This is a genomic window from Nostoc sp. (assembly GCF_036919815.1).
In the GTDB taxonomy this organism is placed as follows: Bacteria; Cyanobacteriota; Cyanobacteriia; order Cyanobacteriales; family Nostocaceae; genus Nostoc.
This window is the reverse complement of the sequence record NZ_JBALCE010000130.1, coordinates 1-22,115: the sequence shown is the minus strand read 5'-3', so window position 1 is coordinate 22,115 and position 22,115 is coordinate 1. Positions and strand designations below refer to the sequence as shown.

At 41.9% G+C, this 22,115-nt stretch carries 16 protein-coding genes and 3 pseudogenes; 11 read left to right on the top strand and 8 right to left on the bottom strand.

All coding sequences use genetic code 11. The features are described 5' to 3' along the window. Positions 1-55: 55 nt before the first annotated feature. From pip to V7K15_RS29640, 4 genes are all read left to right on the top strand, one after another. Positions 56-1,003 carry a prolyl aminopeptidase gene (gene pip / locus V7K15_RS29655; protein ID WP_334911571.1) on the top strand — a complete coding sequence of 316 codons (948 nt, stop codon included), beginning with the start codon at positions 56-58 and terminating at the stop codon, positions 1,001-1,003. A gap of 200 nt (positions 1,004-1,203) precedes the next feature. Then, positions 1,204-2,019: a class I SAM-dependent methyltransferase gene (locus tag V7K15_RS29650; RefSeq protein WP_334911549.1), complete on the top strand. Its 816-nt coding sequence runs from the start codon at positions 1,204-1,206 to the stop codon at positions 2,017-2,019. A 120-nt stretch (positions 2,020-2,139) separates the two neighbouring features. Continuing rightward, complete coding sequence (locus tag V7K15_RS29645) at positions 2,140-2,766, top strand: DUF4232 domain-containing protein (protein WP_334911547.1); 627 nt, start codon at positions 2,140-2,142, stop codon at positions 2,764-2,766. A gap of 101 nt (positions 2,767-2,867) precedes the next feature. Next, positions 2,868-3,659 carry a GH25 family lysozyme gene (locus V7K15_RS29640; protein ID WP_334911545.1) on the top strand — a complete coding sequence of 264 codons (792 nt, stop codon included), beginning with the start codon at positions 2,868-2,870 and terminating at the stop codon, positions 3,657-3,659. A 242-nt stretch (positions 3,660-3,901) separates the two neighbouring features. Here V7K15_RS29640 and V7K15_RS29635 read toward each other — a convergent pair whose 3' ends face one another. Both V7K15_RS29635 and V7K15_RS29630 read right to left on the bottom strand, forming a co-directional pair. Next, positions 3,902-4,339 carry an NUDIX hydrolase gene (locus V7K15_RS29635; protein WP_334911543.1) on the bottom strand — a complete coding sequence of 146 codons (438 nt, stop codon included), beginning with the start codon at positions 4,337-4,339 and terminating at the stop codon, positions 3,902-3,904. Positions 4,340-5,165: 826 nt separating this feature from the next. Beyond that, the gene (locus tag V7K15_RS29630) at positions 5,166-6,122 is read right to left on the bottom strand and encodes an RsmB/NOP family class I SAM-dependent RNA methyltransferase (RefSeq protein WP_334911541.1); all 957 of its coding nucleotides are present in this window, start codon (positions 6,120-6,122) and stop codon (positions 5,166-5,168) included. A 201-nt stretch (positions 6,123-6,323) separates the two neighbouring features. Between V7K15_RS29630 and V7K15_RS29625 the strand changes: the two genes are divergently transcribed. Together V7K15_RS29625 and V7K15_RS29620 are read left to right on the top strand one after the other, a co-directional pair. After that, a complete protein-coding gene (locus V7K15_RS29625; RefSeq protein ID WP_334911539.1) occupies positions 6,324-7,742 on the top strand; it encodes a DUF2157 domain-containing protein in 1,419 nt (472 codons plus the stop codon). A gap of 184 nt (positions 7,743-7,926) precedes the next feature. Next, on the top strand, positions 7,927-8,637 hold the full coding sequence (locus V7K15_RS29620) for a GDYXXLXY domain-containing protein (protein ID WP_334911537.1): 711 nt from the start codon (positions 7,927-7,929) through the stop codon (positions 8,635-8,637). Positions 8,638-8,988: 351 nt separating this feature from the next. Here the strand turns inward: V7K15_RS29620 and V7K15_RS29615 are convergent, their stop codons facing one another. Then, positions 8,989-9,396, bottom strand: a complete 408-nt coding sequence (locus tag V7K15_RS29615; RefSeq protein WP_292794882.1) for a universal stress protein — start codon at positions 9,394-9,396, stop codon at positions 8,989-8,991. A gap of 89 nt (positions 9,397-9,485) precedes the next feature. Here V7K15_RS29615 and V7K15_RS29610 point away from each other — a divergent pair, with 89 nt between their 5' ends. From V7K15_RS29610 to V7K15_RS29595, 4 genes and pseudogenes are all read left to right on the top strand, one after another. Beyond that, positions 9,486-10,688, top strand: coding sequence for a phosphoglycerate kinase (locus V7K15_RS29610; protein ID WP_334911535.1), 1,203 nt, complete (start codon positions 9,486-9,488; stop codon positions 10,686-10,688). Between the two features lie 66 nt (positions 10,689-10,754). After that, positions 10,755-11,183: pseudogene (locus tag V7K15_RS29605) on the top strand (NUDIX hydrolase); the annotation flags it as partial. A 77-nt stretch (positions 11,184-11,260) separates the two neighbouring features. Continuing rightward, a pseudogene (locus tag V7K15_RS29600) lies at positions 11,261-12,456 on the top strand (RNA-guided endonuclease InsQ/TnpB family protein). 39 nt (positions 12,457-12,495) lie between these two features. Then, positions 12,496-12,684 (top strand): annotated as a pseudogene (locus V7K15_RS29595) (ADP-ribose pyrophosphatase); the annotation flags it as partial. Between the two features lie 338 nt (positions 12,685-13,022). Here the strand turns inward: V7K15_RS29595 and V7K15_RS29590 are convergent. From V7K15_RS29590 to V7K15_RS29580, 3 genes are all read right to left on the bottom strand, one after another. Next, positions 13,023-14,399, bottom strand: coding sequence for a calcium-binding protein (locus V7K15_RS29590; protein WP_334911533.1), 1,377 nt, complete (start codon positions 14,397-14,399; stop codon positions 13,023-13,025). A 706-nt stretch (positions 14,400-15,105) separates the two neighbouring features. Continuing rightward, positions 15,106-17,232, bottom strand: coding sequence for a serine/threonine-protein kinase (locus V7K15_RS29585; RefSeq protein ID WP_334911531.1), 2,127 nt, complete (start codon positions 17,230-17,232; stop codon positions 15,106-15,108). A 95-nt stretch (positions 17,233-17,327) separates the two neighbouring features. Next, positions 17,328-19,016, bottom strand: coding sequence for a serine/threonine-protein kinase (locus V7K15_RS29580; RefSeq protein ID WP_334911529.1), 1,689 nt, complete (start codon positions 19,014-19,016; stop codon positions 17,328-17,330). 127 nt (positions 19,017-19,143) lie between these two features. Between V7K15_RS29580 and V7K15_RS29575 the strand changes: the two genes are divergently transcribed. Next, a complete protein-coding gene (locus tag V7K15_RS29575) occupies positions 19,144-20,658 on the top strand; it encodes a phenylacetate--CoA ligase family protein (RefSeq protein ID WP_334911527.1) in 1,515 nt (504 codons plus the stop codon). A gap of 116 nt (positions 20,659-20,774) precedes the next feature. On the opposite strand, the gene V7K15_RS29565 is transcribed toward V7K15_RS29575, so the two are convergent. Then, on the bottom strand, positions 20,775-21,311 hold the full coding sequence (locus V7K15_RS29565; RefSeq protein ID WP_334911577.1) for a hypothetical protein: 537 nt from the start codon (positions 21,309-21,311) through the stop codon (positions 20,775-20,777). 177 nt (positions 21,312-21,488) lie between these two features. Then, a partial coding sequence (locus V7K15_RS29560) for a HEAT repeat domain-containing protein (RefSeq protein ID WP_334911525.1) occupies positions 21,489-22,115 on the bottom strand: 627 nt, incomplete at its 5' end.

Here is a 22,115-nt window from a genome sequence, read left to right as displayed (position 1 = left end):
TTATTTGATTTATGCAAGCGATCGCAATGACAACATTACTGATAAAATATCGAAAATGCGAGAACTTTATCCAGCGATCAAAGCTTATCTAGAAGGTAGTTTACAGGTTTCCGACCTTCATACGATTCATTTTGAAGAGTCAGGGAACCCGCAAGGTCAACCCATTGTTTTGCTGCATGGGGGACCGGGTGGCGGATGTCCAGCTTTTTATCGGCAATATTTCCACCCAGAAAAATGGCGGTTAGTGATGTTTGACCAGCGCGGTTGTGGTCAAAGTACGCCCCATGCTGAATTACGGGAAAACACCACTTGGGATTTAGTCAGTGATATCGAAAAACTGCGCCAACATTTAGGTATAGAAAAGTGGGCGGTCTTCGGTGGTAGTTGGGGTAGCACTTTATCATTAGCCTACAGTCAAACCTATCCCTCTCGATGCACGGGGCTAATTCTGCGTGGGATCTTTATGCTGAGACAAAAAGAGTTGCGCTGGTTCTACCAAGAGGGTGCTAGCTATATTTTTCCTGATGCTTGGGAAGAATATCTTAAACCAATTCCCATAGATGAACGTGATAATCTGATCGCAGCATATTACAAACGCTTGACCAGTCCAAATTTAGAAATTCAATTAACAGCAGCGCGTGCTTGGTCAATTTGGGAAGGTAGTACAAGTAGACTTTTCTTAGACCGAGAACTCATGCAAAAGTTTGGCGAGAGTGAATTTGCTTCAGCTTTCGCACGTATTGAATGCCATTACTTTATGAATAAGGGATTTTTGGAAACAGAAGATCAATTACTCTTAAATGTACACCGTATCCGCCATATTCCGGCTGTAATTGTTCAAGGACGCTATGATGTAGTCTGCCCAATGATATCAGCTTGGGAATTACATCGGGCTTGGCCGGAAGCAGAATTTATTGTGGTTCCTGATGCAGGGCATTCGATGAGTGAACCAGGAATTTGGAGCGCTTTAATTGAAGCAACAGATAATATTGAATTCGGTTGAATACTTAGCTTCGGGGACGAGGATGTAAAATCAAACCCACGACAAGGCAATCTTTACCAGGATGCGAGGGGATTTTGCAGTACCTACTTTGTTTGATGGTAATCTTGCAAACAGTATAGCGACAATCGATATTGAATTGGTCTTTGATCCACGAGACGAAATAAAATGAAGTTGGACTCAAAAGCTGATAAAACTAGCTTATGCAAAACTCTAAACAAGAAATAAATGCCAGAGCTTCTATAGATTTAGAACAGCGAAGGAATTGGTATTCTCCCGTTGCTGATATTTATTACAACGCCAGACCAAAATATCCAAAGGAACTGATCGAGCGGTCCGTCGTTTTAGCCCAACTTTCCTCAGATGCATCGATTCTTGAGGTCGGTTGTGGTCCAGGAAATGCGACGGTAGCTTTTGCTCAATTTGGTTTTTCAATGACGTGTCTTGAGCCAAACCAGGATTTTTGTCATTTGGCACAACGCAACTGTGCAACCTATCCAAACGTTGCAATCCACAACACCTCATTTGAGGAGTGGGAAGTGGAAGCAAAACAGTTCAATGCCGTTCTATCTGCTAACGCCTTTCACTGGATACCGTCAGAGATTCGGTATGGCAAGGCAGCTACGGCATTACGCGACAACGGGTTTCTCATCCTGCTATGGAATCTGAGGCCTGAACCGAAATACGAAGTTTACCAAGCGATCTTTGAAGTGTATCAAGCCTATGCTCCCTCACTTGTGCGGTATGAAGGTGCCAAAACTCAAGCGGAAATTTTGAGAGGGTTTGAACAAGACATTTTAGACTCTGGTTATTTTAAGGAGTTGGTGACTGAGCAAATCGCGTGTGAGGTTACGTACAGCATCGATGACTACCTCAAGCTGTTAAGTACCATGATGAGACTGGAGCCAAAGGCGAAGGAGTTGCTATTTGCAGGATTGCGGGAAAAGCTGAGGAACTTTGGAGACAGTGTACACCTCTCGTTTATTTCTGCTGTTCACGTTGCCCGAAAAGATGGATAAGCTGTTGCAATGGTATATACAAAGCAATGCTAACCCTTGTGAATTTGGAAACTTACACTGTATATAAAGCATCAGTGTAAGTAGTTCACTACAAAAAAAGAACATATGCGAATTCTAATTATGCAAAGCAGTATGTTGTTGCTCCTGACTGCCGTGACAACTGGCTGTGTCGGTTCTTCCTCTGTTACAAAACAGCCGCAAGCCTTGCCAGCAAACAGTGAGCAGGCGACGAAGGAAACTTTGTTGACCTCAACACCTACACCGACTGGAAAAATTACAGAGAATTCTACCCCTCAAGCCACTATTGCCACGAATCCGACGCGCTGTGAAAATAGTCAATTGTCAGTGCGCCGAGTCTCAGAAGATGCTGGCGTTGGGAATGTTGCACTCACCTACGCCTTCACCAATAACGGCTCATCCCCTTGCACCCTCAACGGTTATCCAGGATTGGCGCTACTGGATGCAAAAGGTCAGGCTTTGGAAGGGATTAAAGTTATCCGCTCCAAGGATACTTACTTTTCGAGTCAGCAAACTCGACAAAAAGTAACTCTAGCTCCTGGAAGACAAGCCTCATTTCAGATAGCATATAACCACATTAGTTCTCCAGAGAAACACTGCCCAATCTCTAGTAAAATTGAAATCACGCCTCCTAATAGTTACCAGCACTTTACCCTTACAGAACAAATCAAGCCTTGTACGGGCAAAGTTAGAGTAACTCCAGTGCGAGCCGTTGATACTAAACCCTAGTAAATTTCTGTAATTTACTCAAAGACCCAGAAAAAGCATAAATTAGATCAAAGCCTCCGATAAGTTCAGCATTGTACTATTCACAAAGGTTAAAAAATTCTATGCTAGGAATTGATGTTGCAGATCAAGACGGCAGAGTAGATTGGACGACAGTAAAAAACTCTGGTAAAACTTTTGCGTTTGTCAAAGCCACAGAGGGAGTTAGTATCAAAGATTCTGCTTTTGCTCATCACTGGCCGACCATGAAAGCTGCTGGTATTATTCGGGGTGCTTATCATTTCTTTCACCCACATACTTCTGACCCGGTTAAGCAAGCAAAAGAATTCTTAAAAACGCTGGGCAAATTAGAACCGGGAGATATGCCACCAGTTCTGGATGTAGAGGTAACTGACAACGTAACTAACCAAGCCGTAATTAATGCAGCCAAACAGTGGTTAGCAGAGGTGGAAAAAGCCCTTTTAGAACAAACACAAAAACCAATCAAACCAATCATTTATACCTTTCCCAGTTTCTGGGAAGAACTTGGCAATCCATCTGATTTTGCTAGTTATCCGTTATGGATTGCCCACTACGGAGTCAAGAACCCAACTATTCCTAGCGCTTGGCAGGGGCAATACCTAATCCATCAATATGAAGGTGATATATCTGGTGTCCCAGGTGTTAGTGGTCGAGCCGATTTGAATCGATTTAATGGATTTCAGGTAGGAGATTCTGGGCTAAAAGTCAAGCAATTACAACAGCAATTAACAAAAATTGGATTATATACTGATGCCATTGATGGGCATTTCTCTGAGTCAGTTAAGGATGCAATTGTTAGTTTCCAAACATCTAAGGGATTGCAAGCTGATGGAATTATCGGTATAAAAACTTGGGTAGCTTTATTGTGGATTTAAGTAAGGAACATGGATTAAATAAAATGCAAAACTTCATCCTGTCTCTAGCTTCCCTCTCCAATATATCGGAGAGGGATTGAGGGTGAGGTAAGCCAGGGACATAAATTGTATGTTCTTTAATTCTTATTCCTAAGTGGGTGTGAATAATTAAAGGTTTGTAGTAAGCGGCTCCAGCGCTTACTACAAACCTTTAGTTAATTTTACATTGCGTAACATAGTTTGATTTATTCTTGCCCACTTACTTAACATCGAAATGCACAAAAATGAGATTTGACCTCGAAAAAACCTTTAAGAATTCGTTTGAGTGAATTAAACTTAACCCGCCTGATAGCTTTAGGCACTTCTACCCACTGCCGTTTTCTTTTACTTGCTTCTGGATAATCTTCACTCAGCATCTCTACTGGTAACAAATACATCTTGACGCAGTAACTTTTGCCTCGTTTGCGGTACTTGTAAGTGCCGAGTTCATTCGCGTCTACTTGCCCAATTACCCCTGCTTCTTCCCACGCCTCTTTGGCTGCTGAATCAGGCGGACTCATGCCATTAGGAATATCTCCTTTGGGAATTACCCAATGTTGAAAGTTACGAGTGGTGATTAGCAAGATTTCAATTTTGCCATTGTTCACTCTATAAGGAATCACCCCAGACTGTTTAAACACTTTGCTGACTTTTCGACTCATATAATTTGCATCCTGTACAGTCTAGCTTTTCTGTATAATGTTTACTTCCGAAAGTCTAGAGCTGATACCAGATAAATTTTGGTTAATTTTAGGTTATGAAAAGGTTAAAAATGCTTTTTTAACTATAAGAGTTAATTATTCAGGTTTTTGATTCAACCCGCAGGGTATGAGAATCGCTAGGTTTATATCTTACAAATATAAAATTAACTGTTGTAAAGTGTGTACTCCTGATGGCTAATTGACAAATGCGGCACTCTTTAAAACATCACATATTTTGGCTTAATGCTAGAATATATCGCAATCCCATTTAATTTTTGAAAATCACAATATTTAAATCACCGACTTCTCTAAGCTCGACTTTATCCAAAATTAATAACTTGGATCTCTTGTATCGGCAAAACCCTAGCTTTTTGGCAAAAACTTTTTCCATATCACTGATTTTAGGTGAAAACTAAAAAGTAAAACTACGGTCATACAAAGCTTTCAGCGTCAGCTAAAGCGTTGCCAAAAAATGGATAAAGTCGAGCTAAGAGGATGTTTGAAAAGTCATGATTGATGTGATGTATCAAATATTTTTTTACCCCACCCTAACCCTCCCCTTATAAAGGGGAGCCACTGCGTTGGGCGGCTTTGCCGACTTGAAGCAAGTGGCGTGAGGGAACCGAATTTTTCTTGTTTCTCCCCAATATATCGGGGGGATTAAGGGGGTAACAATTCGATTAAAATCACAACATATCACTTTTCAAAAACCTCTAAGAAGTCGGGGATCTCGTTCTTCACGAATAATTTATGATTGCTATATATGTCAGCAATGTAACTAACTTGACTATTTCATATTTTGGTAGATATACAGCGAAGATATTATATTTAAATCTACTTCTTTAAGCTCATCCTCATTAGTATTTTTAAACAGGATTGTAAACGCACCAGCACCTAACCTATCTTGAGGAAACATCCGATAACAAGGCATTGTAGTTAAATGCGACTGATATTTGGCTAAATTAGTAATTTCTATTGCCTGAAACTGGGGAAAGCGTTCTAAAAACCATTCACAAACTTGCTCATTTTCTTCGGGTGAATATGTACAACTCATATAAGCAAGATAGCCTTGTGGTGAAACAATTTTAGCAGAGTTAGCTATAATGCGCTTTTGCCGATTTGCACTCTTATTAATAGCTGTTGGGTGAAAACATCCGGGTGCTTTTTCACCTTTAGCAAGTAAAGATTGTCCAGTACAAGGAGCATCTACTATTACTAGATTGCTAGAACTGGGAAACATTTGGGCAAAGATACTCGAATCTCGATTAACCACTGCACTAGGGCTGATCTGGCAACGCTTCAAATTAGAAATTAGCATTCCCAGACGTTTGCCAATCACTTCATTACTAATGAGTAAGTCAGGTTGTAAAGCTTTCCAAGCAAAGATACTTTTACCTCCTGGTGCGGCACACATATCAAAAACTAAAGGCACTGACTGAGGAATAGCTAACAAAGTAGTAGCCGCAAACACCGAAGAAAAATCTAAACAATAGAAATATCCTTTTTGATGCAAGGGATGCTGTCCTGGTTTTTCTCCTAGATATAAGCGGTCTATAAATTGTGGTTGCCAATATGTTGGTCTTTCCACTGCCAAAGGCGAAATATCTGGCTTTTCTTGACACCAAAGAATACTGGGTGAAAAAGGCTGAGGATTTATTAAAGCCTCAATAAATTTTTCTTGCTCATCTAGATTAGTGAACAACCGCCGCGAGACTTTAAGTAATAAATTAGAAGGTTTTTCCATGTTAATTATCAATTATGTTAGCGAAGCGGTAGCGAGTCATCGAGCGTCATTATGAATTATGAATTAGTACGTTGTATCAGAATCAAAATAAAACTGTTACAGAAGAACAATGTAATTAAGGCTTTTGGCTTCATACTCAAAATATAATGACCGCCATTGGGATCGCAATGGCCAAGCTACCCCACTGCACCGGAGAAGGTCATGAACTTAGATAATTTTCCGCAAAAATTACGCAAAGAAGCACATTTATGGAGGGATGAAGGATTAATTAGTTCTTCGCAGTATGAGCAAATAGCAGAACGTTATCAATTTAAAAACCTGGAAGCTGCTGCACGCGATCGCCAGAAAGCGATCGCGATTGGTATAGGCGGCATACTTTTATGTTTAGGCATAATTACCTTTGTAGCAGGAAACTGGCAGGGAGGGTCACGAGAAATCAAATTTATTCTGCTGATAAGTTTATTTTTTGCGATCGCGATCACTGGTTTTTACACCTGGAGATCACCTGAAGGGAAGAAGCCACAAAAAAGTAAACGCTTGCTGGGAGAAGGATTACTAATTTTAAGCGCCTTCATTTTCGGTGCAAATTTACTGCTGATAGCCCAGATGTTCAATATTGCCGGTTCAACTTCCCAATTGTTTCTCGTCTGGTGGTTCGGTGTTGTGGTGATGGCCTTCAGTTTGTGCTTAAATTCTTTAGGAATTCTGTCAATTGTTCTCGTGGAAATCGGGTACTGGACTGGATTAGAAGACTTGTGGTACGCTTCAGGTGAGTTAACTTGGTCGCGGTTTGTGGTGCAGCATCTACCTTTGTTGGCATGGCTGGTGTTTGTACCTTTAGCCTATTTGTGTCGATCGCGTTGGATTTTTGGTCTAGCAGCCTTTGTTTTTGCTAGTTCCTTACAAGCTAACCTTAATCCCCTACCACTGCTGAATTATGTTGATATAGCCCCTTGGGTGGCATCTTTTGCTTTTGCACTCCCACCTGCATTATTCTGGAGTTATGATGATCTGCTGTTTCCAACCATAAATTACAGGTTGTTTCAATCCCTGGCTCGTAATTTAGCGTTGGTAAGCTTCGGCATAGTCTTTTACGTTCTGTCTTTTCGTTGGGTTTGGCAATCTCCAAATTATGGTTATAATCAGCCAACAAATTTGACAAACTTCTTCGGGTCTCTGCCAATCATCGATTTGGGAATTCTCAGCGGCTTGGCGGTATTGCAATGGTTGTTTCTACTGCGCCAAAGAAATAACCCTCCGCGTCGGGAAGTGATTTTCACGACTGCTATCATTAGTACCTTTCTTGTCTTTATTATCCTAGTACCTTTTTGGCATCAAGCTATCAGCCGAATTGATGAACTTGGTGTTTTTATTTTCAATGTACTTCTAGCAACATTAGCCTGGGGACTAATTCAAGAAGGATTGAAATTAAGCAACAGAAGTTCCTTTTGGGGCGGAATGCTGTTATTAACAGTGCAAATTATCAGTCGCGTGCAAGAGTACGATACAGGCTTACTTTTCAAGTCGCTGGTGTTTATCTTGTGTGGTTCTGCTTTAATTAGCGCTGGACTGTGGTTTGAACGCCGCCTACCTGGTGGTAGCTCTACAAGTAAGAAGTAGTGCAGAAGATGAAAGAAGCCATGCCAATTTTATATTTTGAATTTTGGATTGAATAAAAAATCTAAAATCTAAAATCTAAAATTCTTAAATCTCTGTGCGTCAAAATTTTTAAAGTTTCTCTGCGTCAGTCCTAATCTCATTACTTTTGACCTCTTCAAGACCTCTGCTTTTTAGGACTACGCTCATGACTAATAGTTCTTCTGAACCTAAAAATAAACCCTTGTCTCCCGAAGCCGAATTCTCCAATAAGGTGACTTTTCGGGATTACTTAATTGCGACTGAACAAAAATCGAATAAGCCCTTACCTTTTTGGCGGTTAATAGTTCCTCTGGCGGTGCAAACAGGGCTAATAATGGCAGTACCAGCCCAAGCACTTTATACAGATGTCGCAGGCAAAACGGTGATTTTGCAAACCGTACCTGTAAACCCTAACGATGTACTAAATGGTAACACCTTAGCGTTAGATTACAACATATCCCGTACCGCAAATTTAAGCAGACTGCCTGGTTGGCAAACCTTAGTCAGCAAAGGTCGTGGAAGTGGCAGAAGATTGCCTGAAGGAACGAACATCTACGTGACTTTGCAAGAGCAACTATCCTTTGGTCGCGGTGTTCCTAGAGCTTGGAGACCATTACGAGTAAGTAGCGATCGCCCCACAAGTCTTAGAGCTAACCAAGTAGGCTTAAAAGGTGTTTATCAGGATGGTTCTGTTAACTACGGCTTAGAAACATATTACATCAAAGAAAACCAACGGCGGCAGATTACCAACGACTTGCAAGCCCAACGCGCCCGCAGAGGACAGCTACCACCGATTGTAGTGAAGGCGAAAGTAGATCCACAGGGTAAGGCAGTGCCAGTTAGTATGTGGGTGCGCGATCGCAACTATCGGTTTTAAGCTCTTAGACATAGGAGTGAAAATGACGTAAGCACAATTGAAGAATTCTGCCTACCAAGGATTTCGGGCAACGCATAGTTAATTTCAAGAAATGTCTAATCGAATTCTTGGCTAGACAAACGAAAGCTACAGCTTTGGGCTAATGGAAAATAAAACTTTTTTAACCCGCTCCGAACTTCGGAGCGGGTTTTATTTCAGGACTTACGCAAACAATAGCTGAAAAGAATGATTCTTAGGTAGGGGCAATACCCTACGGTCAGCTAAAGCTACATGAATTGCCCCGGAGGGCGTGTAGTTTTGCGTAAGTCCTATATATTGTGTAGATGCGGTTTCTAAGCGCCTATTTAAATACTAAGGCACAATCAGCACTGGGCAAGGGGAAAGGTTAATCACGCGAGTAGTCACACTATCATCCGCTCCCTCTTCAGTCAAGCCTAGCCCCCGACAGCCCATAATAATTAAATCAGCCCCGATTTCATCAGCGACATCGCAGATAGTAAAAGCTGGTTTGCCTTGCCTTTCCAGGATTTCGGATTGAATTCCTTGCCCAGAAAATAAAGATTGAGCATTTTCCAGCAGTTTGGCAACTACCTGTGGTGACACCATCGGATCTGCACTAGGCGCGTCTTTTGGCGGTTCTTCTACCACAGATAGCAGCACCAAGCGACTGGCATACTTTTTGACTACGTTGGTAACTACGTCAGCAGCTTCCCGCGTTTCCCGGCTTTGATCAATTGGAAATAGTACTGTCTTAAACATTTCTGTCACCTGGGCACCCCTGACTCCGGTAAAATCTGGATGGTTCTACTTTCAAAACAATAACAAAAAGGTAATCAGGAGAGTTTGGTGTGTCCAAAAAAAGTTTAGCAAGTTTATCTTCGGCTGATATATCTGGGAAACGTGCCTTAGTGCGGGTTGACTTTAATGTGCCTGTGGATGATCAAGGCAACATTACCGACGATACTCGCATTCGCGCCGCTCTACCAACCATTAAAGATTTGACGCAGAAGGGTGCTAAGGTCATTCTCGCCAGCCATTTTGGACGTCCCAAGGGTGTGGATGACAAATTACGCCTAACTCCGGTTGCCAAGCGTCTCTCGGAGTTACTGGGGCAAGAAGTCATTAAAACTGATGACTCTATCGGTGATGAAGTTGCAGCTAAAGTTGGCGCGTTGCAAAATGGCCAAGTCCTGTTACTCGAAAATGTCCGCTTTTACAAAGAAGAAGAGAAAAACGATCCAGAATTTGCGAAAAAATTGGCAGCTAATGCTGATTTTTATGTAAATGATGCTTTTGGGACTGCACACCGCGCCCATGCTTCTACTGAAGGTGTGACTAAATTCCTCAGTCCTTCTGTGGCTGGATATTTGGTTGAGAAAGAATTGCAATATCTGCAAAACGCCATTGAAAATCCCCAACGTCCTTTGGCAGCAATTATCGGCGGTTCCAAAGTTTCCAGTAAAATTGGCGTGATTGAAACGTTGCTGGAGAAGTGCGACAAGCTGATTATCGGCGGTGGAATGATTTTCACCTTCTACAAAGCTCGTGGTTTAAATGTCGGTAAGTCGTTGGTGGAAGATGACAAGCTAGAATTGGCGAAGTCTTTGGAAGCTAAGGCTAAAGAACGGGGTGTTGCTTTATTACTTCCTACAGATGTGGTAGTAGCAGATAACTTTGCCCCAGATGCGAATTCTCAAACCGTTAGCATTGAAAATATCCCAGATGGTTGGATGGGTTTGGATATTGGCCCAGACTCAGTAAAAGTTTTCCAAGATGCCCTTGCAGATACCAAAACGGTAATTTGGAACGGACCGATGGGTGTGTTTGAGTTTGATAAGTTTGCCGCAGGTACGGAAGCGATCGCTCATACCCTCGCCGAAATTAGCAAAACTGGCACAACCACCATTATCGGCGGCGGTGACTCAGTGGCGGCTGTGGAAAAGGTTGGTTTAGCTGACCAAATGAGCCACATCTCCACCGGCGGCGGCGCTAGTTTGGAGTTACTTGAAGGCAAAGTATTGCCTGGAATTGCGGCTTTAGATGATGCTTAATAGCCATCTTTAGAATTATGTAGAGACGTTACGTATAACGTCTCTACATTAAATAGCGGAAGAACTGTGGAAAATAAATGGCTGGAATGGGCGCAAAAGTTACAAGCAATCGCTCAAAATGGGTTGACTTATTCTGAGGGTGTTTTTGATATTGAACGCTATAAACAATTGCAGGCGATCGCCACAGAAATCATGGCGACTTACTCAAATGTAGAACACAGCTATGTCCTTGATTTGTTTAGCCGTGAAGTAGGATATGCAACACCCAAAGTTGATGTGAGAGGAGCAATTTTTCGGGACGATACTATATTATTAGTCAAGGAAATATCTGACGGCTGTTGGACTTTACCTGGTGGATGGGCTGATGTTGGCGAGTCACGCAGTGAGGTAGTTGTGAAAGAAGTATATGAAGAATCTGGATATCAAGCACGCGCTATCAAACTACTAGCAGTCTATGACAGAGACAAACAGGGACATCCACCGTTTCCGTTTTATCAGAAAAATGGGTTTAAAACCCCGTGATTCTAGCACAGCTTTATGTTAGAATACAGTAGATAAAATTGATTAAATCCATGCTAGTTTTTGAAGCAAAACTAAAAGGTAAAACAGAACAGTGCAGCCTAATTGACGAGGCGATTCGTACTGCTTTTTTTGTCGTAATAAGGCTTTGAGGTATTGGATGGATAACCGCGGCGCTGACAGATACGATCTTAATAAGTTCATGGCTATGCTTGCAAAAGAGTTTGAATTTGCCAACAGATTGAACTCACAAGCAAGACAGTCAAGTGCAGAAAGAGCGTGGTCAGGTATTGCCAGATTCTTGTCTACAACACGCTCCGCGAATGATAACTGCAAAAAGGAAATAGCAGGAAAGAAAGGATATCCACAATTTAAGAAACGCGGTCATTCAGTTGAATATAAGCAAACTGGATGGAAACTTTCTGAAGACAGGAAATATCTAACCTTAACTGATGGGTTCAAGATTGGCAGATTAAAGTTAATTGGTAGCTGTGACTTAAATTTGTACCAGATTGAGCAGATTAAACGAGTCAGACTGGTTAGACGGGCTGATGGTTACTATGCTCAGTTCTGTGTAGATGTTGATCGTAGAGAAGAGATCGAACCATCTAAAACCACGATTGGCTTAGATGTTGGTTTGAATCATTTCTATACCGATAGTAATGGTCAAGTTGTAGACAATCCTCGCTATCTTATAAAATCAGAGCGGCAACTAAAAAAGTTGCAACGCAAAGTTTCTAAGCGTAAGAAAGGATCTGCTAATCGGAAAAAAACTATAAAGCAGTTAGCGAGAAAACATTTGCAAGTATCAAGGCAGCGTAAAGACTTTGCAGTTAGGACAGCAAGGTGCGTAGTTCGGTCTAACGACCTGATTGCCTATGAAGATTTGCAAGTGCGGAACATGGTTAAAAATCACAAATTAGCTAAGTCAATCAGTGATGCAAGTTGGTCAATGTTTCGAGATTGGGTTGAGTATTTTGGTAAGGTGTTTGGTAAAGTCACGGTTGCTGTGCCGCCTCATTATACAAGTCAAAACTGCTCGCATTGTGGTAAGCAAGTCATTAAAACATTGAGCCAGAGAACCCATTGCTGTTTGCATTGTGGCACTGTATTAGACCGTGATCATAATGCAGCTCTGAATATTTTAGCTAGTGGTCTAAATAGGGTAGGGCATACCCAAATTAACGCCTGTGGAGAGTTCGACCTCTGCCAAGTTGATGTAAGTCTGCTTGGTAAGTTGTCTCACTGAATCAGGAATCCCCGTCGCTTTTAGCGCGGGGAGTGTCAAGTCTATAAGCTGTTTTTTCACTGCGAAATTATCGGTGGTTCTCCATCATCAAGTATTGAAACCGAAGAAGTAGGTTTTTTCCCTGAAGATGCGTTACCAGAACTTTCTCTCGGACGTGTGACGGCAGCGGAAATTACCCGGCTTTTTCAATATTATCGCCAGCCAGATTTACCAACAGACTTTGATTAAATGCCTCGGCATTACGAAGATGGGCATCTGGTACTGGACTTGTTTTTATGCCTCAGGCTAATGTGAGCCAGTATTTTGTTGTTTTTATCCAGGATACGCAGTTCGCAACCTGTAAACCTTGCAATGCCAACCGTTTGATGAATTCTGGTAAGGCGGTGATTTCATTGGTTTTAGAATCAATGTCGTATGGTTCTAGAATCAGTCACGGATGGCTAGAAACCCACGCTTACCAGCAAGCGGCCAGAGCCAAAAGAGCAAGGCAGAGGGCTTGTCTATGGCGTTATCTGGCACTACGTCGAGGGTCTGGCAAGTTGCGAAAGGCTTTTATAATAGCTATTTCACAGAAAAGTGAAGTTGTTACTATCAAGTGTGAGATCCACTACCCTCAGCACAACACCGATGATCTCATCTTGCTCTGCTCCCAGTTTATCTGAGAATATTCGTGTGTTGCTTCCAACAACTTGCAGGAGATAATCCTGCGAAGATCCTTTGAGTTGAATTACATCTTGGCTAGAGTCGAAGTCATTAATAATAGCCAAGTCCCCAAAACCAGGATTGGTAATGTTGTTATCGTCGTAGAAAACATTTTCAGCGTCCCCCAGCACAAATGTATCTGCCCCAGCCCCGCCAGTCAAGTTATCAGTCTCCCCTAATCCAGGTGGAAACGGACTACCAGGAAAAACACCGATGAGGATGTCGTTTCCAGATCCGCCATTGAGTATGTCATTGCCCGGTCCACCTTGCAGGCTATCATTCCCGTCCTCACCATTGAGCATATCATCGCCGAAATTACCGTCGAGCGTGTCATTGCCGGCTCTGGCATTCAGAGTGTTGTTAGCAGTATTAGCAAACAGGAAGTTGTCAAGACTGTTACCTATGCCGTAGATGTTGCTAGTTCCCGTCAGCCTCAGATTCTCTAGATTGACACCCAGCACGTAGGGGATAGAAGACCGGACAATATCTGTACCTGAATTAGCCGCCTCCGTAATCGTGTCAGCAGCACCGTCAACAATGTAAGTGTCGTCGCCTGCTCCCCCATTTAAACTGTCACGACCCAAGCCCCCATCAAGTGTGTCATTGCCTTTATTACCAGATAATTGGTTATTTTGGTTGTCGCCAACAATGATGTCATTTGCATTTGTACCGATAATATTATCAAAGTTGACCGCAGTAAATGACAATGTTCCCAAACCAGGAATGTTATTGGCAGCCAAACTTTGGGTTTGCAGATTAACAGTGATAAATACCCCAGGCGAAGATTGGGATGCATCTATGGTGTTGTTGGCAACATTAGCATTAGCAATAATCTTTTCTATTTTAAAAAGTTGGTCTTGCCCCAATTTCCCAGCTTTTTGAATGGTTCCTACACCTGACAAGGTAATGGCTTGACCTAGTTGACTGTAGTCTGCGGTATCAATGCCATCTCCACCATCAATGCCATCGTTACCCTGACTGCCTTTGAAAGTGTCACTGCCTGCACCACCTTTTAGAATGTCGTTTCCTGTGCCCCCATCAAGTATGTCATTGCCATCTCCACCGCTTAGACTGTCGTTCGCAGTTCCACCTGCGAGGGAATCGTTACCAGCCAAACCATTCAAGGTATCGTTACCGGAAATAGTATTGGCATTACCACCACTAGCCCAACCAACTATCGTGTCATTTCCCAAAGTCCCATTTCTGGTATCAAAACCTGTAGTGCCGAAAATAAATGCCATATTATCTCTGGTGAATTTCTCACTAATACGTAAGTTGAGCCTCGGTCAAAGAACTATTCATCAGTTCAATGTAGATTACTTGCCATTTGCATAATCAAAGGCAAGAAAACATTAATTATTTGGTTAGGAACTTCTAAAGAAAAAAATATCCAACTACTTATTGTAGGCTGACCCGAAAAGCCCGCTTTTGGTTGCGGGTGAGCAAGACGCCTACTCTACAAAATTAGATAATTTATTTCATCAAAATCCCTTAATTAATTACCGAAATGGTAAGTAATTATGTAAAATATTTGAGTTGTTTTTCCGATTGTTTTTGAACGTATCTATAAGTATCATGAAGTACGAAGTTACATCAACTACTTCATCAAATCTTTAATATGCTTTTAATCAAATCTTTAATATGTCAATCAATGCCATTGATAATACATTCAATTATTATCTGTGTAAAGTTTAATTAAGTATTTTGGGAAACTACTGATTGTTTGGTGAACATTGCAAGATTTTTCAGATGAAGACGGTATAGTTGTTAAGTTTCAACATCAGATTTTTTGGTAAAAAATATCTTTTTTTAAAGGAATGCATCGTAAAGTAGATAATTTTAATTGGTCATGTCACCGAGATTAGATCCACGTAAAGACGTAGCAGTGCTACGTCTCTACAAGGGTTCTGGGTAACGCATATTTAATTATGTCTAAAGGATAACTCTCTACTGGGGCGTTGTCTCCGGCGTCGGTGTGGGTGTCGGAGTGGCGGTTTCTGTGGAAGTTGGTATCGGAGTTGGTATCGGAGTTGGTGTGGGAGTTTGCGTAGGAGTGGGCGTTGGTGTTGGCGATGGGGGAGGAGTGGGATTTTCCACTGTCATGGTGAGTTGATAATCTAGTGGTTTCGATGCTCTGGAAACTACGACAAACTCGTAAAATCCTTTTTCTGGTAATTTAGTTGACAAAGTACGCTGGGTAGAATCTTGCAAAAGTTTGATTTTGCCAGAGGGTGAATAGACTGATAACAAAACTTGGGAATTTGCTTGTAGCTTCAATTCCAAAGATTGCTCTTTGGCTAGTTGAGCAATGAACACTTTGCCACCACCCGATTGGAGAGTACCACTGACTATTTTAGCGATCGCACCCGAATCAAAGACAAGTTTCTCGAAAGCTCTACCGTCGAGGATAGCACTGAGTCGATCGCTAACAAAACCATACCAAACTTGTCCGATGGTTCCAGACCGAAAATCTTTATCACGCTGCTCAGGAAATACACTTAAGAAAGCAGCGTCTCCCAAATCAGACAAAGAACGACTACCAACGTTGATTTTGTTGACTTCTAGTTTCCAGCGATCGCGTTCAGCAGTTGTATAAGTTCCCAGATTTTGACGTGCTTTATTACTCAGTGGCGCTAACTTTTCTAACAATTCTGAGGCTGTTTTATCCCATTCTGCCCGCAAACTCTCATCTTCGATACCATTGCTGAGAGTGCGTGCCCGTAAACTGGGATTTCTGTCCCAAAAAACTTGATTCACCAAGTTTATGTAAAACCTCTCATTAATACCCAATTGTTGACGGCGATCGCTTAATATTTCTTTACGCTGCCGTTCGGCTGGTGAATATTGCGCTAAGGGATCGCTTGGTTGTTCAGTGGTTGGACTTGGGCTAGCTGTAGGAGTAGGTTTGACTTCCCCGACATCGCGCCTACTATTCATTCCCCACCAAATTAATCCAACACTACCAGCTACCGCCGCCGCCACTAGGAAGGTTTTTATTGGTGTCCACCAGGAGGGAGAGGGGGAAGATGAGTGGGATGGCGGAGGTGGAGAGATGGCGAAGGTGGCAGATGTGGGATCTGGTGGAGTGGGGTATTGAGTTGGGGGATAGTTAACTGAGGGCGAGTTGATGGCTTGGAGTACTTGACGGGCTGATTGATAGCGATCGCTTGGTCTAGCAAATAACATTTTATCTAATACCTGTGCCAAAGTTTGACTCAGGCTAACTTCCCTTCGCCACTGCCAGCTGAGAGTGTAGGTATCAATTAATTCTTGGGGTTGTTTTCCTGTCAGTAAAACCAGCATTGTTGCGGCCATTGCATACAAGTCGCTGTGGGGAGAGACTAACCCAGTTTGCATCTGTTCTGGGGGAGCAAATCCAACTTTACCCAATAGGGTTGGTGATGGAGAAGATGCAACTATACCGGGTTGATAATATTGGGAAGCTACGGTTGCTACTACTTGTTTGACACCGCCAAAATCAATTAACATCGGCAGTTGATCAACAGTGCGAAGCATTAAGTTATCTGGAGAAATATCTCGATGAATTACTCCTAGTGAGTGGATGTATTCCAATACTGGCAAAATTTGTTGTAACAATTGGCGTATTTCTACTTCTGTAAAGCGCAAACCCTGTTTTATCCGGGCATTTAATAAAAAATTGTAAGTTTCCCCCTCGACATAATCTTGCACCAAAAACAGATATTCTTTGCCCCCTAAGTTCATCCGAAGCAGTTCCCGAAAGCGAGGAATTTGGGGATGTTGCAGTTTATAAAGAACACTCGCTTCTCTCTCAAACAGTTCTTCAGCTTTTTGGATCACGTAAGCAGTTTGAACTTGGGGGGAAAATTCTTTTAAAACACAAAGTTCGCGGAAACGGTTGATATCTTCAGCTAAATAAGTGCGTCCAAAGCCACCTTGACCAATTTGACGCAAAATCACATAGCGATCACCTAAAGTTAGTCCCGGTTGGATACTATAACTCATGGGCGTATCCAACAACTTTTCACCACACTGGAGACAAAAGCGGCTACCTGGTGAATTTTCATGTCCTTGAGAACAATAGATTTTAGTCATTAGTCACTTGTACTGAGCGTTCGCGTAACGTCTCGTAGAGAAGCCGAAGTATTAGTCATAAGTCATTAGTTATTAGTGACTCTTCCCCAGTCCCCTTACTTGCCAGATTCTACTTTACTGACTTGATCAGCTGCGATCGCATACCAAATTTGACCAAAAGTCTGTTGATTAAGTTTCCCACGCTGCTGATCAGGAAACAATCGATCAAATTTTTCATTTGTATCTTTGTTCAGTTGATCAATTGTATAGTTTCCAAACTGCCCCGATCGCGCTTGTCGTCTCCATGTTTCGTAATTTTGTGCAGTATATTTACCCAATTTCCGACGAGCGGCTGGACTGAGGTTAGCCTGTTCTAGTTTATTCAATAAATCGTTAGCGATACCAGACCATTCATCTCGTAAACCAGTGTCTTCAGGTTCAGATGTCAGGCTACGTCCCTTTAATTCTGGTTTTTTTGTATAAAATAAATTATCTACAAAGGGAATAAAAAATCCTTCAGTAATTTCTAGCTGTTGACGACGACTGATAATTTCCTGGAGTTCGCCATTTTTTCCTTTGTCGCTGACTGGTTTACCAAGCGGATTTGGAAACTGGGGAATTTGCGGTAATGAAATTGATGGGATGGTGATTGAAGTTACACTCCGAATAACTGCATTTCCCATAGCCAAAGTTAATCCAACTAAAGCTGTTCCCCCTAAACTCATCACAAAAGGGCGAATCCAAACAGGCCAAGATATCGGTTTAGCGATCGCTTGCGTTTGGCTCTGGAATCTACTCAGAATAGCACTAGCGCGTTGTCTTCCTGGAGCAACTACCATCGTCTTGATCTTGGTGGTAATATAATTACCTGTGGATTTACTCGCAGTTGGCGATGGTAAATCTTTGAGGATTTGCTCGGCTCGTTGGTAGCGATCGCTCGGTTTATAAGCCAGCATCTTTTTTAACACTGCTTCCAGTTGGGGACTAACTTGAATTTCCTTTCCCCATCCCCAAATTCCCTGATAGCTGTCGTATAATTTTTGCGGTTCTTTACCCGTGAGCAACACCAGTGATGTCACCGCCAAAGAATAGAAATCACTATTTAAAAATACTTTACCCTGCCGTAGCTGTTCCTCTGGAGCGTAGCCTTTTTTACCCAGCAAAGTGTTATTTCCAACCAACTTAGTCCGCCAAAAACCTTGAGAAGCTGGCAATTGCTTGACACCACCAAAATCAATCAGCACTGGCAGATGATCAGAACGCCGCCAAATCAAATTATCAGGAGTGATATCACGGTGAACTACATCTAGTGAGTGGATGTAGGATAGCACGGGTAAAATTTGTTGCAGGAGAGTGATTACTTCCTCTTCACTAAAGGTTTTTCCTTGACTCTCGCGCTGTTCTAATAATTGGTAATAATTGTCACCATCCACATAATCTTGCACTAGAAAGAAAAAATCTTTAGTGCCTATCTTCACTTGTAGCGATGCGTGAAAACGCGGAATTTGCGGATGTTGGAGTTTTTTGAGAACATTTGCTTCTCGTTCAAATAACTCTTTAGCTTTTTGTAAATCTTGCTGTTCTTGTACTTGGGGTGCAAATTCCTTCAGCACACACGTTTGATGTGATTTATTTATATCCTCCGCCAAATAGGTGCGTCCAAAGCCGCCCTGCCCTAGATGACGGGTAATTTGATAGCGATTATCCACAATTTCCCCCACAGCAAGAGGTAATGGCTCACCGCAATGGGTACAAAAGCGGCTACTACCATTATTTGTATGTTGTTTACTGCAATAGAGCTGCATGGTGCCCAAGGATAAATTAAGGTTTTATTGAGTGACTACAACGCGCATACCCTCATTTTCGGATATCCTACGAATTACGAATTACTTTAACGGTGTTGGTTCTATTTTAGGATAAACAACAAGCATCATGAACTGCGAATCACAACAGCAGCGAGCAATTAAAGCATTTGAAGACTTTTTATCAACCCCTCTAGAAACGATATTGCAACGGCATCTTAACACTCAAACTTCGGCAGCTTTAACTTTATTTCACGATGTTGCGGCTAATGTACCTGCCTATAAGGCTTTTTTAGCAGAAAGGGAAATTAATCCCGCGACTATTCAAAGCTTAGAAGAGTTTCAGAAGTTACCAGCGATCGCTAAACAAAATTATATACTGCGTTATCCTTTAGCTGACTTGTGCCGCAATGGCCAATTAGAAGCGTGCGATATGATAGCTGCTTCATCAGGTTCCAGTGGAAAACCGACATTTTGGCCTCGTTTTTTCACAGATGAACTCCAAATCGCCATACGCTTTGAACAGATTTTTCATGATAGTTTTCATACAGATACCAGACGTACCCTAGCAGTGATTTGTTTCACTTTAGGCACTTGGGTAGGTGGAATATTTACTACTAATTGCTGTCGTTATCTTGCTAGCAAAGGTTATCCCATCACTGTAATTACTCCTGGTAATAACAAAGAAGAAATTTTGCGAATTGTCGAGGAACTTGGTTCAGAATTTGAGCAAGTGGTGTTATTGGGATACCCGCCATTTTTAAAAGATGTGATTGATACTGGTATCGCTCATGGTGTGGAGTGGCAGCAATATCAGATTAAATTAGTGATGGCGGGAGAAGTATTTAGTGAAGAATGGCGGAGTTTAGTTGGCGAAAGAGTTGGTTCACAAAATCCCTGTTATGATTTTGCATCCCTTTACGGCACTGCGGATGCGGGAGTTTTGGGTAATGAAACACCGTTAAGTATCTGCATTCGCCGTTTTCTGGCAGAAAATCCCGATGCAGCTAGAGCTTTATTTGGGGAATCGCGTTTACCCACGCTAGTACAATATGATCCTTGCAGTCGCTTTTTTGAAGTTGAAGATGGCGGATTGCTGTTTTCGGGAGATAACGGTATTCCCTTAGTGCGTTATGACATCTTGGATACTGGCGGGATAATTAGTTATGATGCGATGTTGCAATTTTTAGCAGAATGGGGATTTAATCCGCTCGAAAATCTCCGTTCTGACACTCAACAATCACCTAGAGGTATTCATCAGCTACCTTTTGTTTATGTTTTCGGGCGTTCTAATTTTACAGTTTCCTACTTTGGCGCGAATATCTATCCCGAAAATGTGACGGTGGGATTAGAACAACTAGGAATTCAAGAATGGGTGACGGGTAAATTTGTGTTGCAGGTACAGGAAGATGCAGATAAGAATCGATTTTTATCTGTGGTTGTGGAGTTAGGAGCAGGGGTAGAGGGTAGTGAAGATCGAAGACTTGCGATCGCATCTTCTATTCTTTCACAACTGCTACGCCTAAATAGCGAGTTTGCTAATTATGTTCCCGTAGAATATCAAACACCACAAGTTACATTAGCTCCAATGGGGGATTTTGAATATTTCCCCATTGGGGTGAAACATCGTTATACGCGTCAATAGGGGTGATGGGGTGGTGTTCGCGATGGGCTATGCCCCGCCGTAGGCATCGCGCTGCCAATTTATTGGGTTATTGATAATATATTGTCTAATTTTGTCGAGGGCGAATTCATTACGAATTATATTGTCATGAAACCTTCCTTGCCATCCAAAACCTTCATATATTTGATTAATTTCAAATGTACATCGTCCTTTGTACCACCTAATAATTTTAGAAAGGGAATTTTTAGACAACACAACATCGGGTTAAACAACCCAGTAACCCCACCCCGTTGACCATCCCCCCTTGTAGAGACGCGATTCATCGCGTCTTCTTCCTGTGTTCGGGCATTCACCGCGTCTCCTTCTTGTGTTTGATTAATAACCAAAATTCCATGAATATGATTAGGCATGACGCGAAACGAATCTATCTGGCAATTAGAAAAATGATTAGGAATCTCATCCCACAATTTATGAGCAATTTCTCCAATTGGCGATCGCTGCATTTCACCCTGCACAACCTCACCAAAAAAGCATTTTTTACCGTCGGTGCAAATAGTAACGAAATATCCGGCATTGCTAGCATAACTCCATGCTGGCAAACGTGTTGAATCAATTCGATATTTACCTTTGTATTTAGGTTTGTTGTTTTTTGGTTGAGGCTCATCATTATTCATGATTACATCTTTGATTGATACAAAAATTTATGCAATTATTGCTTTGCATTGATGTAATTGCCAACCCAAAAAACTCGGAATTATTTGCGCTATGTAAATGATGGGAAGGAAGAAGACGCGATTCATCGCGTCTCTACAAGGGTTGCACCGATATTTTTGTTTTCTATTTTCGATTTTTCACTTTCTCTTGTTGATGCAAACTTGATAAAAATCTGGGTAGGCCATACTTTGGGCGCACTTCCAGATAACTTCGTAGCAATTATCAAATAGCTCAAAGTCTTTTTTGTAAGTTTCAGGTGATAAGTAATCCTTCAACACGGTGACAACACTCGGCATCTGTTCCTCTAACATAATTTCCCCTAAGCTATATACCGCTTGCCTTCGGATTAAATCATCCAGTTGTGGATTACCGATTAACTCCACCAAAGCATCAATCGCTTTTTGGTTGCCTGGGTCAATTTTTCCTAAGCTATATGCTGCTAGTTTTCGGATATCATCATCCAGTTCTGGTTTGCCGATTAACTCCACCAAAGCATCAATCGCTTTTTGATTGCCAGAGCCAATTTGCCCTAAGCTTTTTGCCGCTTGCCATCGGGTAGAATTATTCAGTTGTGGTTTGCCGAGTAACTCCACCAAAGCATCAATTGCTTTTTGGTTGCTAGGGTCAATTTGCCCTAAGCTTTCTGCCGTTAACCATCGGATATCATCATCAAGTTGTAGTTTGCTGATTAACTGCATCAAAGCATCAATCACTTTTTGGTTGCGAGGGTCAATTTGCCTTAAGCTTTCTGCCGCTTGCCATCG